The following is a 13,039-nucleotide window of genomic DNA, read 5'->3' on the forward strand; positions in this document are numbered from 1 at the left end:
GCGCGGCTCGGCCTGATGGTCGCGCCCGTCGCCTTCTTCGCGCTCTTCTTCGCCTGGCCCGTCGTCTCGATCGTCGAGCGCGGGCTGCGCGTCGACGGCGTGTGGCAGTTCGGCCGGTTCGGCGAGACGCTGAGCCGGCCGGAGATCCTCGACGTCCTGTGGTTCACGCTCTGGCAGGCGCTCGCCTCCACCGGTCTCACCCTGCTGATCGCGCTGCCCGGCGCATACGTCTTCGCGCGCTTCGAGTTCCGCGGGAAGGGGCTGCTGCGCGCGGTCGTCACCGTGCCCTTCGTGATGCCGACCGTCATGGTCGGTACGGCCTTCCTGGCGCTCGTCGGTCGCGGCGGGCTCCTGGACGAGCTGTGGGGCGTACGGCTCGACACCACGGTCTGGGCGATCCTGATCGCCCATGTGTTCTTCAACTACGCCGTGGTCGTCCGGACCGTCGGGGGCCTGTGGGCGCAGCTCGACCCTCGGCAGGAGGAGGCGGCCCGGGTCCTCGGCGCGTCCCGCTGGAGGGCGTGGCGGACGGTGACCCTGCCGGCGCTCGCCCCGTCGGTCGCGGCGGCGGCGCTGATGGTCTTCCTGTTCACCGCGAGCTCCTTCGCCGTCGTGCAGATCCTGGGCGGATCCACGTACTCCACCCTGGAGACGGAGATCTACCGGCAGACCGTCGTCCGCTTCGACCTGACGACGGCGGCCGTCCTCACGATGGTGCAGTTCGCCGCCGTCGGCGTCGTCCTCGCCGTGCACGCCCGGACGGTCCGCCGCCGGGAGACCGCGCTGCGGATGACGGCGCCCGAGGAGACGGCCCGGCGTCCCCGGGGCGTCGGCCAGTGGGCGCTGTTCGCGGCCGTCCTGCTCTCCGTCGCCCTGCTGATCGTGCTGCCGCTCGGGGTGCTCGTCGAGCGGTCCTTCGCCACCTCCCACGGCTACGGGCTCGACTACTACCGGGCCCTGCGGACCCCCGACCCCTCCGGCACCTTCCTCGTGCCGCTGCTCGACACGATCGGGAACTCGCTGCGCTACGCCGTCGTGGCCACCCTGATCGCCCTCGCCATCGGCGGGCTCGCCGCGGCCGCGCTGACCAGACGCGCCGGGCGGCTCGTCCGGGGCTTCGACGCGCTGCTCATGCTGCCGCTCGGAGTGTCGGCCGTGACCGTCGGCTTCGGGTTCCTCATCACGCTCGACGAACCGCCGTTCGACCTGCGGGCCAGCTGGATCCTGGTACCGCTGGCGCAGGCGCTGGTCGGTGTGCCCTTCGTCGTACGGACGATGCTGCCGGTGCTCCGGGCGGTGGACGAGCGGCTCCGGGAGGCCGCGGCCGTGCTCGGTGCCTCGCCGTGGCGGGCCTGGCGGGAGGTGGACCTGCCGCTGGTGCGGCGGGCGCTGCTGATCGCCGCCGGGTTCGCGTTCGCCGTCTCGCTGGGTGAGTTCGGCGCGACCGTCTTCATCGCCCGCCCCGACAGCCCGACCCTCCCGGTGGCGGTGGCCCGGCTCCTCGGCCGGCCCGGCGAACTCAACTACGGCCAGGCGATGGCCCTCTCGACGATCCTCATGGTGGTGTGCGCGGTGTCCCTGCTGCTGCTCGAACGGCTCCGGATTGAACGCACCTCGGGGGAGTTCTGATGCTGGTACTCGACGGGGCGACCGTACGGTTCGGGGAGCGGGCGGCGCTCGACGCCGTGGACCTGGAGGTCGCCGACCACGAGATCGTGTCCGTGCTCGGGCCGAGCGGCAGCGGCAAGTCCACGCTGCTGCGGGCCGTCGCGGGGCTGCAGGCCCTCGACGGCGGGCGGGTGCTGCTCGGCGGCGCCGACCAGCGCGGGGTGCCGGTGCACCGGCGGGGCGTCGGCCTGATGTTCCAGGACCACCAGCTGTTCCCGCAGCGGGACGTCGGCGGGAACGTCGCCTTCGGGCTGCGGATGCGCGGGGCAGGGAAGGCCGAGCAGGCCGAACGGGTGACGGAGCTGCTCGACCTCGTCGGCCTGCCGGGCGCGGGGCGGCGGTCCGTCGCCGCGCTCTCCGGTGGTGAGCAGCAGAGGGTGGCACTGGCCCGGGCCCTGGCGCCCCGGCCCCGGCTGCTGATGCTCGACGAGCCCCTCGGGCAGCTCGACCGGGGGCTGCGGGAGCGGCTCGTCGGGGAGCTGCGGCAGCTCTTCGGGCGGCTCGGCACGACGGTGCTGGCGGTGACGCACGACCAGGGCGAGGCGTTCGCGCTGGCCGACCGGGTGGTGGTCATGCGGGACGGGCGGATCGCCCAGTCGGGTGCACCCGTCGAGGTGTGGTCGCGGCCGGCCTCGGAGTTCGTGGCCCGCTTCCTGGGGTTCGACAACGTGGTGGCGGCGCGGGTGACCGGGCCGGTCGCGGAGACCCCCTGGGGGAAGGTCCCGGTGCCGGACGGCTCGCCGCAGGGCGAGCGGCGGCTCCTGGTCCGGCCCGGCGGGGTGCGGCTCGTGCCCGTCGAGAAGGGGTCGGCCTGGACGGTCGAGTCCCGGACCTTCCGGGGCAGCCATGTGGCCGTACGGCTCCGCCCGGTGGACGGACCGCCGCTGGACGCGGAGCTTCCGCTGCGGGAGGTGCCGGGGGAGGGCGCCGCGGTGGGGGTGGAGTTCCGGGCGGAGGACGTGGTGGTGCTGGGGGACGACATTCCGTAGCGGGTGCGATGAGTTTCCCGGTCCGGTGGAGTCTCCTGGGTGTTCGTCATGTCTGTGTCGACCACCGGGAGGAACCCCATGGGCCAGCTGCTCAGAGTCCAGAACTTCATGGTCTCGTCCGACGGATTCGGTACGGGGGAGGGCCAGAGCCTGGAGCGTCCGTTCGGGCACGCGGATCCCGGCGCCATGTTCGCCTGGGCGGGTGCCACGGCGAGCTGGCCCAACCGCACCGATCCCGGCGGCAGCCGCGGTCTCGACGACTACTTCACCCGTGACTTCTCCCACAACATCGGTGCCGAGATCATGGGCCGCAACAAGTTCGGGCCCCAGCGCGGTCCCTGGCAGGACCACGAGTGGCAGGGCTGGTGGGGTGACGAGCCGCCGTTCCACACGCCGGTGTTCGTCATGACGCACCATCCGCGTCCCTCGTTCACGCTCTCCGACACGACGTTCCACTTCGTCGACGGCGACCCGGCGACCGTGCTGGCGCGGGCGAAGGAGGCGGCGGACGGCAAGGACGTCCGGCTCGGCGGCGGGGCCACCGTCGTCCGCGAGTTCCTCGACGCCGACCTCGTCGACACCCTGCACGTCGCGGTGGCGCCGGTGAAGCTCGGTTCCGGGGTACGGCTCTGGGAGTCGCCCGACGAGCTCCTCGACCGGTTCCACCGCGATGTCGTGCCCAGCCCGGGCGGTGCGGTGACGCACCACCTCTTCTGGCGGAAGTGACCCGGGGCGCGGCGAGCAGCGGTCGCACGTCCTGAGTGCCGCTCGCCGGCGGAGGAGCGTGGCGAGGCCGTGGAGGGGGAAACCGCCGCCGGTCGCCGCGAGGAGGGCCGACCGCACGCGGTACCCGGCGAGCGACCGGGCCGGGCGGCCGGCTCGTCGAACGCTTCGAGCGGGTGGACCTCGCGCCCGTGCCCGCGCGGTCCGGGCGGCCGGCGTGCCGGGGGGCGTCGGTATGGGGCCACGACGGGGGCGGCATCGGGGTGCCGCCCCCGGAGGTGTCGTGCCGGTCGGGCGAGGAGCGCGGCCTGGTCGACAGGCCGCCCTTCCGGTGTCTCAGCCGGTCAGCGGCAGTGCCGCCAGTTCCGCCACGGCCCACGTCAGGGGGAGGAAGACCGCGAGCAGCACACCGGTGCGCATCAGGGCCGCCGAGCGGAGGACCGTGGGCGGGGCGCCGATGCGGAGCAGGGCCTCGGTGGTGTGGGCGCGGCACTGCTTGGACTCCAGGGCCGCGGTGAGGAGGGTGGCCGTCGTGCAGGCGAGGATGAGGGCCGCGCCCAGGCCGGTGAGCGGGCCGAAGGCGCCTGGGCCGGTGCCCGCGTCGTCCAGGGCCGCCGCCGCGAGCGTTCCGGAGATCACCGCGCTGACCACGCCCAGGGGGCGGCCGATACGGCGGGACTCGTCCATCAGGACGCGGCCCGCGAGCAGCCGTGCGGCGCCCGGGCGGACGGACTGGAGGAGACGGCCGCAGCCGTGGACGAGGCCGGGGCCCGCCATGGCGAGGCCGACGGCGGTGAGGACCCAGCCGGCCAGGACGCCCGCCGGGTTGCCGTCGAAGCGGCCCGGCAGGGGGAGCCCGTCGGCGGCGCCGCTGCGGCCCGCGTACGTCTCGACGGCCAGGCCGACCGCGACCAGGGCGACCCCCCACGGCAGCCCGGAGGGCACCGGCTTCTCCGCGCCCTCCGGTGCGGTGGGCGCGGTGCGCGGGCGCAGGGCGAGGCCCGCGGCCGTGGCCGCGACGACCGGGACGACGGCGAGCAGGGTGAGGGCGGCGGCGAGCGGGATCGGCTGGTCGGCGGCGAGGAGGTCGGCGGCGGCCCCGTCGAAGGGCAGGCCCGTGATGTCGCCGCGAAGGTGCAGATAGAACAGCAGCGCGACCATGGAGCCGAGCGTGCAGGCGACGGCCGTCGACGCGGCGGCGATCGCGGTGAGCCGGGCGGGGCCGAGACCGATCGCGGAGAGCCCGGGGCGCGGGCGGGTGCTGGGGTCGGTCCGGGCCACCGCGACCGCGAACTGGACGGTCGCGGCGAGCGGCAGGACACACCAGAGCAGCCGCAGCGCGGCCGCCGAGGACCGCTCCGGGTGCCCGACGGCGTATCCGAGGGTGCAGAGCAGGAGGAAGCCGACCCCCGCCGCCGCGGCGGCGACGAGGAGCCGGCGCGTCTGGACGAGGGGGTGGGCCCCGCGGGCTAGACGGAGAGCGAGCACGCCGCGACGCCCTCCGCCCCTGACGCCGGGGGTACGGTGCCGACCCGGCGTCCGTCGAGGAGTGCGACCGTGCGGTCGGCGAGCGCCGCGACCTCGGCGTCGTGGGTGGCGAGGAGCACGGTGATGCCGTGCGAGCGGGCGGCGGCGGTCAGGGTGCGCAGGACCTGGGCGCCGTCGGCCCGGTGCAGGATCGCGGTGGGTTCGTCGGCGAACAGCACCGACGGGGTGGTGACCAGCGCGCGGGCGATCGCGATGCGCTGGCGCTCCGCGTGGGTGAGGGCGTGCGGACGCTTGCGGGCGCAGGCGCCGATGTCGAGGCGCTCCAGCCACTCCACGGCGGCGGTCCTCGCGGCCCGGTGGGAGGTGCCGCGGAGCAGCAGGGGCAGGGCCGTGTTCTCCCAGCCGGTGAGCTCGGGTACGAGGCCGGGCTCGGGGTCGATCCAGCCGAAGCGGTCGCGCCGGAGCCGTTCGCGATCGGCGGGGCTCAGGGTGTGCACGGGGCTGCTGTTGAACCAGACCTCGCCCTCCTGGGCGACGAGCTGGCCGGACAGGCACCGCATGAGCGTGGTCTTGCCGCTGCCGCGCGGGCCGACGAGGGCGAGGATCTCGCCCTCGCGGACGCCGAGCGAGACGCCGCTGAGGGCGTCCGAACCGCCCAGGGCGCAGTGCAGGGAACGCGCCCAGAGCACGTCGTTGTCCGGTGGGGCCATCGCGTACACCTCGATGTCGGATCCGATCTGTGTCCCCCGTCCGGGGGAACGAGAGGACGGGCCTGTCGGTCACTGGGCACCGTAAGTATTCGGATCCGTTTGTACGGACAGCACGCGGCCCGGGCCGCCGCCATCCACTCGGATGGCGGCATGCCCGGGCCGGGGGTCACGCCGTGAGGGCGGCGTGATGTCGGGTGCCTCGCGCGGCGGGGACCTTAGAGCTTGGTCCAGGCCTCGGTGAGCACCGAGCGCAGGATGCCTTCGATCTCGTCGAAGGTGCCCTGGTCGGCGATCAGCGGCGGGGCGAGCTGGATGACCGGGTCGCCACGGTCGTCGGCGCGGCAGTACAGGCCGTTCTCGAACAGCGCCTTGGAGAGGAAGCCGTAGAGGACGCGCTCGGTCTCCTCGTCCGTGAAGGACTCCTTGGTGACCTTGTCCTTGACGAGCTCGATGCCGTAGAAGAAGCCGTTGCCGCGGACGTCGCCGACGATCGGGAGGTCGTGCAGCTTCTTCAGGGTGTCGAAGAAGTTGCCCTCCTGGTCGAGGACGTGCTGGTTCAGGCCTTCCTTGTCGAAGATGTCGAGGTTGGCGATGGCGACCGCCGACGACACCGGGTGGCCACCGAAGGTGTAGCCGTGGAGGAAGGTGTTGTCGCCCTTGTAGAAGGGCTCCGCGATGCGGTCCGAGACGATGCAGGCGCCGATCGGGGAGTAGCCCGAGGTCATGCCCTTGGCGCAGGTGATCATGTCCGGCACGTAGCCGAACTTGTCACAGGCGAACATCGTGCCGAGGCGGCCGAAGGCGCAGATCGTCTCGTCGGAGACGAGCAGCACGTCGTACTGGTCGCAGATCTCGCGGACGCGCTGGAAGTAGCCGGGCGGCGGCGGGAAGCAGCCACCGGCGTTCTGCACCGGCTCCAGGAAGACGGCCGCGACGGTGTCGGCGCCCTCGAAGAGGATCTGCTGCTCGATCTGGTCGGCGGCCCAGCGGCCGAAGGCCTCGGGGTCGTCGCCGTGGATCGGGGCGCGGTAGATGTTGGTGTTCGGCACCTTGTGCGCGCCGGGGACCAGCGGCTCGAAGGGGGCCTTCAGGGCCGGCAGACCGGTGATGGACAGGGCGCCCTGCGGGGTGCCGTGGTAGGCGACCGCACGCGAGATGACCTTGTACTTGGTGTGCTTGCCCTGCAGCTTGAAGTACTGCTTGGCGAGCTTCCACGCGGTCTCGACGGCCTCGCCGCCACCGGTGGTGAAGAAGACCTTGTTCAGGTCGCCCGGCGCGTAGTCCGCGAGACGCTCGGCGAGCTCGACGGCCTTGGGGTGCGCGTACGACCACACGGGGAAGAACGCGAGCTCCTGGGCCTGCTTGTACGCGACCTCGGCCAGTTCCTTGCGGCCGTGTCCGGCGTTGACCACGAAGAGACCCGCGAGACCGTCGAGGTAGCGCTTGCCCTTGTCGTCGAAGATGTAGGTGCCCTCACCACGCACGATGGTGGGAACGGGCGAGTTCTCGTACGACGACATGCGGGTGAAGTGCATCCACAGGTGGTCGTAGGCGGACTTTGACATGTCACTTCGGGACTGGGTCACGATTATCGAGTTCCCCACATATAGGTCTGCTTCTTGAGCTTGAGGTAGACGAAGCTCTCGGTGGAGCGCACGCCGGGGAGGGTGCGGATGCGCTTGTTGATCACATCCAGCAGGTGGTCGTCGTCCTCGCAGACGACCTCCACCATCAGGTCGAAGGAGCCCGCGGTCATCACCACGTACTCGCATTCGGCCATGGCCGTCAGGGCTTCCGCAACCGGATCAAGGTCACCCTCGACGTTGATGCCGACCATCGCCTGCCGCCGGAAGCCCACGGTGAGCGGGTCGGTGACGGCGACGATCTGCATGACGCCCTGGTCGAGCAGCTTCTGGACGCGCTGCCGCACGGCGGCCTCGGAGAGGCCCACGGCCTTGCCGATCGCCGCGTAGGGACGGCGACCGTCCTCCTGGAGCTGTTCGATGATCGCCAGGGAGACGGCGTCGATCGTCGGGGACGAACCGGTTCCGGTTCTGGGTTCTGTGCTTCGACTGGCCACGGGTTCACTGTGCACCGAGAATGTCGGTCTTGCAACCCCGGAGCGATGTAATTCGTTGTCGAGCGGCTTGAAACTCACGGAATCCGAAGTTGGAGGGGGTTGGGCCTGTTGAAAGCGTCTGCCGAGCGACTAGGCTGAGGTGTCTCGCCCATCGGGACACCGCACAAGGACGTGCGACGACAGAACGTGACAGGAGGGGTGGCAAGTGACCACCGAGCTGCGCCGGCTGCGTAACTACATCAACGGGGAGTTCCGCGACGCGGCCGACGGCCGCACCATCGAGGTGGTCAACCCGGCCACCGGCGAGGTGTACGCCACCTCCCCGCTCTCGGGCCAGGCTGACGTCGACGCCGCGATGGAGGCCGCCGCGGCCGCCTTCCCCGCCTGGCGTGACAGCACGCCGTCCGAGCGCCAGAAGGCGCTCCTCAAGATCGCCGACGCCTTCGAGGAGCGCGCCGAGGACCTGATCGCCGCCGAGGTCCAGAACACCGGAAAGCCCGTCGCCCTCACGGCGAGCGAAGAGATCCCGCCGATGGTGGACCAGATCCGCTTCTTCGCCGGTGCCGCCCGGCTGCTGGAGGGCCGCTCGGCCGGCGAGTACATGGAGGGCATGACCTCCATCATCCGCCGCGAGCCCGTCGGCGTCTGTGCCCAGGTCGCGCCGTGGAACTACCCGATGATGATGGCCGTGTGGAAGTTCGCCCCGGCGCTCGCCGCGGGCAACACCGTCGTCCTCAAGCCCTCGGACACGACCCCCGCGTCGACCGTCCTGATGGCGGAGATCATCGGCCAGATCCTCCCCAAGGGCGTCTTCAACGTCGTCTGCGGCGACCGCGAGACGGGCAAGGCGATGGTCGAGCACCCGACCCCCGCCATGGCCTCCATCACCGGCTCCGTACGCGCCGGCATGCAGGTCGCCGAGTCGGCGGCCAAGGACGTCAAGCGCGTCCACCTGGAGCTGGGCGGCAAGGCCCCGGTCGTGGTCTTCGAGGACACCGACATCGACAAGGCCGTCGAGGACATCTCCGTCGCCGGCTTCTTCAACGCCGGCCAGGACTGTACGGCCGCGACCCGTGTCCTCGTGCACGAGTCCATCCACGACGAGTTCGTCGCCGCGCTCGCCAAGGCCGCCTCCGAGACCAAGACCGGTCAGCCGGACGACGAGGACGTGCTCTACGGCCCCCTCAACAACGCCAACCAGCTGAAGCAGGTCACCGGCTTCATCGACCGCCTCCCGGCGCACGCCAAGGTCCAGGCCGGCGGCCACCGGGTCGGCGACAAGGGCTACTTCTACGCCCCGACCGTCGTCTCCGGCCTCAAGCAGGACGACGAGATCGTCCAGAACGAGGTCTTCGGCCCCGTCATCACCGTCCAGTCCTTCGCCGACGAGGCGCAGGCCCTGGAGTTCGCGAACGGCGTCGAGTACGCCCTCGCCTCCTCCGTCTGGACGAAGGACCACGCGCGCGCGATGCGCATGTCCAAGTCGCTCGACTTCGGCTGTGTGTGGATCAACACCCACATCCCGCTGGTCGCCGAGATGCCCCACGGCGGCTTCAAGAAGTCCGGCTACGGCAAGGACCTCTCCGCCTACGGCTTCGAGGACTACACGCGCATCAAGCACGTGATGACCTCCCTGGGCTGAACCCCCGTCTGAACGCCACGCGGCCCCGGCACCCCGGTCGACAGGGTGTCGGGGCCGCGCCGCGTCGCTCGACGGAGCGTCCATTGCCCCGGCACGCGGCCGGCCGCGATGCTGCACGGGTGAGAGCGACAGCCAGGAACAACATCTCCCGCCGGTCCCTGCTGCGCGGCATCGGCGGTGCCGGGGCCGCGAGCCTGCTCGCCGCGGGATGCGGGGTCCCCGCCGCCTACGTCGACGAGGGCGACCGGGCCGGCCGCGACCTCTCCGCCCGGGACCGGACGCTCGACTTCGCCAACTGGCCGCTCTACATCGACACCGACGACGAGGACGCCAGGAAGCGCCCGACCCTCGACGCGTTCAGGAAGCGCACCGGGATCTCCGTCCGGTACACCGAGGAGATCAACGACAACGACGAGTTCTTCGGCAAGATCAGCCCGTCCCTGATGAACCACCAGGAGACCGGCCGCGATCTGATCGTCGTCAGCGACTGGATGGCCGCCCGCTTCGTCCGCCTCGGCTGGGCCCAGGAGATGAGCCGCGCCACCCAGCCGAACGTCACCGAGCACCTCGACCCGCAGCTCCGCTCGCCCGCCTTCGACCCGGGCCGGCTGCACACCGTCCCCTGGCAGTCCGGGATCACCGGCATCGCGTACAACCGCGGGAAGCTCGGCCGGGAGCTCCGCTCCACCAAGGAGCTGTGGGCCGACGACCTGCGCGGCAAGGTCACCCTGCTGTCCGGGCTCGACGAGTCCTTCGCGCTGCTCATGATGGGCAGGGGTGTGGACGTCACCCGGTGGACCGGCGACGACTTCCACGGCCTGTGCGAGCAGATCGAGGGCCTCGTGAAGAAGCGGCACATCCGCCGCTTCACCGGCAACGACTACATCAAGGACCTGTCGACCGGCGATGTGCTGGCCTGCCAGGCGTACTCGGGCGACGTCATCCAGCTCCAGGCCGACAACCCGGACATCGAGTTCGTCGTCCCCGAGGAGGGCGCCGAACTGTGGGCCGAGTCCCTCATGATCCCCAACCTCGCGCACCACAAGGCCAACGCCGAGAAGCTCGTCGACTACTACTACGAGCCCGAGGTCGCCGCCGAACTCGCCGCCTGGGTCAACTACGTCTGCCCGGTGCCGGCCGCGCAGACGGTCCTCGCGGACTCCGGCGACGAGGAGCTCGTGGCGCTCGCGGAGGACCCGCTGATCTTCCCGGACGCGGACATGCGGGGACGCCTCGCGATCGCCCGGGACATCACCGCGCGGGAACGGCAGGAGTTCACGAAGCGGTGGAACGCGATCGTCGGTCTGTGAGTTGAGCGGGATGTGACCCCATCCCACTCGAACTCGCTTGCCGCATACGGGCTGTTCCTCGCCTGGGCCGTCCACGACGCCGAGGAGCTCGCCCTCGGACCCCGCTGGCTGCGGGAGAACCTGCCGATGCTGCGCGAGCGGTTCCCGGGCGTGCCGGAAGCGGTCTGGGAGGCCGCCGAGTCCGTCGACGAGCGCGAATTCGCCCTCGCCGTCGGGGTGATGGCGACCGTCGTCGGCGCCGCCGCGGTGGCCGGGGCCCGTACGGGCGGCCGATCCGCCTTCTACCAGGGGGCGTTGAACGGCTTCGGCCTGCACGGCCTCCTCCACCTCGGGCAGGCCGCCGCGGTGCGCGGAGTGACACCCGGCTCCGTCACCTCGCCGCTCGTGGTCATCCCCTTCACCCTCTGGGCGCGCGGCCGGCTGCGCCGGGCGGGCGTGCTCCGCCCGACCGGACTCCGGGGCGCGGTCACCGGCCTGGGGATGGCGGCGGCCGCCACCGTCGTCGCGCACGTGGTGGCACGACGGCTGACCCCCCGTTTCTGAACGCGTTCAAGGGGGCGTACGCTGCCCTCATGAGCGACTCGAACGGGCCGAGAGCCCTTCTCACGCGCATCCGCGTCTGGCTGATCGTCTTCGTCGTCTGCCTGGTCCTGAGCGGGGTCACCGCGTTCCCGCTCGTCACCGAACTCCGGCTGCTGGACTCCTCGCTCGACGGGTGGGCGGCTCCCGTGGCCGACCTCCTCCCCGGGCTCGCGGAATGGATCGACCGGGTGCGGGGCGGCGTCGAGACCGCCGACGAGCGGGCCCCGTACCTGCTCTACGGCACCGACTGGCTCGCCTTCGCCCATCTCGTCATCGCGGTCGCCTTCTACGGCGCCTACCGGGAGCCCGTCCGCAACATCTGGGTCGTCGAGTTCGGCATGATCGCCTGCGTCGGCATCATCCCGCTCGCCCTGATCTGCGGACCCCTCAGGGGCATCCCCTTCTGGTGGTCGGTCATCGACATGTCCTTCGGCGTCATCGGGATCCTGCCGCTGCTCCACGTACGCCGGCTGATCAAGCGGCTCGAAGCCGCCACGGCACCGGAGACCGCGCCGGCCGGTGTCCGCTGATCCGGCCGGCGTCCGATCCGGCCCGTGCCCGCTGGTCGGTCCCGTGCCCGCTAGTCCGGCAGGCCGTACGCCGCGACCATCACGTTCAGGGCGGTCGGGTTCATGTCCTGGCCCTTCGCGTCGGTGGAGTTGACGCTGTAGACGAGGGTGCGCGCCCCGTCGCGGGTGGAGGCGATGGCCGCGTTGTACCCCCAGCGGCCGCCGGTCTTGCCCCAGACCTCACGGCCGCCGAGCCTCTTCATCGACAGACCCGAGGAGTACGCGGCCGGATCGCCGGACTTCAGGTCCGCGACCTTCGGCAGCGCGAACATCTCCTCCAGGAGCGGCCCGCGCACCACCCGGCCCGCGAACAGCGCCCGGGTGAACCGCTCCAGGTCGGACGTGGTCGAGACCAGGTCACCGGCCGCCCAGCCGTCCGTCGCCCGCCACACCGAGACGTCCCGCAGGCCGGTCGTCCCGTCGTCGAGCCGCATGGTCTGGTAGCCGTGGTTGTACGGGCCGACGAGCTCGGCCGCCTCGCCCGGGAGATAGGTGTCACGAAGGCCCAGCGGGCGCAGGATCCGCCGCTCCACCTGGTGCTCGTACGAGTCGCCCGTCACCCGCTCCACGATCAGACCGGCGATCGTGTACCCGATGTTGAGGTAGTGCTGCTTCGTGCCGGGCCGGAACTCGCGCGGCTTCGCCGTCGCCGAGCGGACCATGTCCTCAGGGCGGTGGACGTCGAGGCGATGGGCGTACCACTCCTCCACCGTGTCACCGACGGCCAGTTCGGGGGCCGGGATGCCGTGCGTGTGGTTCAGGAGCTGGCGCACGGTCACCGTGGCGTACCGGCCGGGGATCAGCTCCGGCAGGTAGGAGCGGGCCGTGCGGTCCAGGTCGATCCGGCGCTCGGACGCCAACTGGAGGACGGTCGCGGCCGTGAAGACCTTCGTCACCGATCCGGCGCGGAAACGGGCCGCCGGGTCCGCCGGGGCGCCGGTCGCCAGGTCGTGGACACCCGCACTGCCCTGCCAGGAACCCTCGGTGCCGCCGACCCGGACGAGCGCGGCCGTAGCGTCGGCCCGCGGGAGCCCGGCGATCACCGCGCTCAGGTCCGGGCTGGTCGGCCGCGAGGTCGACGCGGTAGACGCGGCCGCTGCGAAGGCGGTGGGCGTCGCGAAGGCCGGGGTCAGGGCCGGGCCCGCCGCGACCCCCAGGACCAGGGCGGCGGCGAGCAGCGTGCGGGTGGCTGTCCTCATGGTCAACTCCGTGGGTGTGAGCCGTTGTTCTCGACGGCTCCATCCTGCTGACCTGCGGCGATCTGCGGATCGCCCGCAC

12 protein-coding genes are annotated in these 13,039 nt (G+C 71.9%); 7 read left to right on the plus strand and 5 right to left on the minus strand.

What is annotated here, in order from left to right; genetic code table 11:
• Positions 1-15: 15 nt before the first annotated feature.
• The 3 genes from ACIP84_RS33670 to ACIP84_RS33680 all read left to right on the plus strand — a co-directional run bounded on the left by ACIP84_RS33670 (position 16) and on the right by ACIP84_RS33680 (position 3,383).
• Complete coding sequence (locus ACIP84_RS33670) at positions 16-1,629, plus strand: ABC transporter permease (protein ID WP_401803246.1); 1,614 nt, start codon at positions 16-18, stop codon at positions 1,627-1,629.
• On the plus strand, positions 1,629-2,657 hold the full coding sequence (locus tag ACIP84_RS33675) for an ABC transporter ATP-binding protein (RefSeq protein WP_401803144.1): 1,029 nt from the start codon (positions 1,629-1,631) through the stop codon (positions 2,655-2,657). Before ACIP84_RS33670 ends, ACIP84_RS33675 begins: the two co-directional genes overlap by 1 nt.
• Positions 2,658-2,735: 78 nt before the next feature.
• Positions 2,736-3,383 (plus strand): dihydrofolate reductase family protein, encoded by a 648-nt coding sequence (locus ACIP84_RS33680; protein WP_401803249.1) that lies wholly within the window; start codon positions 2,736-2,738, stop codon positions 3,381-3,383.
• 333 nt (positions 3,384-3,716) lie between these two features.
• Here ACIP84_RS33680 and ACIP84_RS33685 read toward each other — a convergent pair whose 3' ends face one another.
• From ACIP84_RS33685 to ACIP84_RS33700, 4 genes are all read right to left on the minus strand, one after another.
• Entirely contained in the window at positions 3,717-4,868 is a 1,152-nt protein-coding gene (locus ACIP84_RS33685) for a hypothetical protein (RefSeq protein WP_401803146.1), read from the minus strand.
• Positions 4,850-5,578: an ABC transporter ATP-binding protein gene (locus ACIP84_RS33690; RefSeq protein ID WP_401803149.1), complete on the minus strand. Its 729-nt coding sequence runs from the start codon at positions 5,576-5,578 to the stop codon at positions 4,850-4,852. Before ACIP84_RS33690 ends, ACIP84_RS33685 begins: the two co-directional genes overlap by 19 nt.
• Before the next feature lie 215 nt (positions 5,579-5,793).
• Positions 5,794-7,164 (minus strand): aspartate aminotransferase family protein, encoded by a 1,371-nt coding sequence (locus tag ACIP84_RS33695; RefSeq protein ID WP_383862943.1) that lies wholly within the window; start codon positions 7,162-7,164, stop codon positions 5,794-5,796.
• A 2-nt stretch (positions 7,165-7,166) separates the two neighbouring features.
• Positions 7,167-7,673, minus strand: coding sequence for an Lrp/AsnC family transcriptional regulator (locus ACIP84_RS33700; RefSeq protein WP_319320228.1), 507 nt, complete (start codon positions 7,671-7,673; stop codon positions 7,167-7,169).
• A gap of 190 nt (positions 7,674-7,863) precedes the next feature.
• Between ACIP84_RS33700 and ACIP84_RS33705 the strand changes: the two genes are divergently transcribed.
• The 4 genes from ACIP84_RS33705 (at position 7,864) to ACIP84_RS33720 (ending at position 11,722) form a co-directional block, all read left to right on the plus strand.
• Positions 7,864-9,300: a gamma-aminobutyraldehyde dehydrogenase gene (locus tag ACIP84_RS33705; RefSeq protein ID WP_355960537.1), complete on the plus strand. Its 1,437-nt coding sequence runs from the start codon at positions 7,864-7,866 to the stop codon at positions 9,298-9,300.
• A 143-nt stretch (positions 9,301-9,443) separates the two neighbouring features.
• Positions 9,444-10,610 carry a spermidine/putrescine ABC transporter substrate-binding protein gene (locus ACIP84_RS33710; protein WP_401803252.1) on the plus strand — a complete coding sequence of 389 codons (1,167 nt, stop codon included), beginning with the start codon at positions 9,444-9,446 and terminating at the stop codon, positions 10,608-10,610.
• A 12-nt stretch (positions 10,611-10,622) separates the two neighbouring features.
• On the plus strand, positions 10,623-11,153 hold the full coding sequence (locus ACIP84_RS33715) for an HXXEE domain-containing protein (protein ID WP_401803154.1): 531 nt from the start codon (positions 10,623-10,625) through the stop codon (positions 11,151-11,153).
• 29 nt (positions 11,154-11,182) lie between these two features.
• On the plus strand, positions 11,183-11,722 hold the full coding sequence (locus ACIP84_RS33720) for a hypothetical protein (protein ID WP_401803156.1): 540 nt from the start codon (positions 11,183-11,185) through the stop codon (positions 11,720-11,722).
• A 50-nt stretch (positions 11,723-11,772) separates the two neighbouring features.
• Here ACIP84_RS33720 and ACIP84_RS33725 read toward each other — a convergent pair whose 3' ends face one another.
• Positions 11,773-12,960 (minus strand): serine hydrolase domain-containing protein, encoded by a 1,188-nt coding sequence (locus ACIP84_RS33725; protein WP_401803158.1) that lies wholly within the window; start codon positions 12,958-12,960, stop codon positions 11,773-11,775.
• Positions 12,961-13,039 lie beyond the last annotated feature (79 nt).

Source organism: Streptomyces sp. NPDC088707 (assembly GCF_044752725.1).
Lineage (GTDB): Bacteria > Actinomycetota > Actinomycetes > Streptomycetales > Streptomycetaceae > Streptomyces.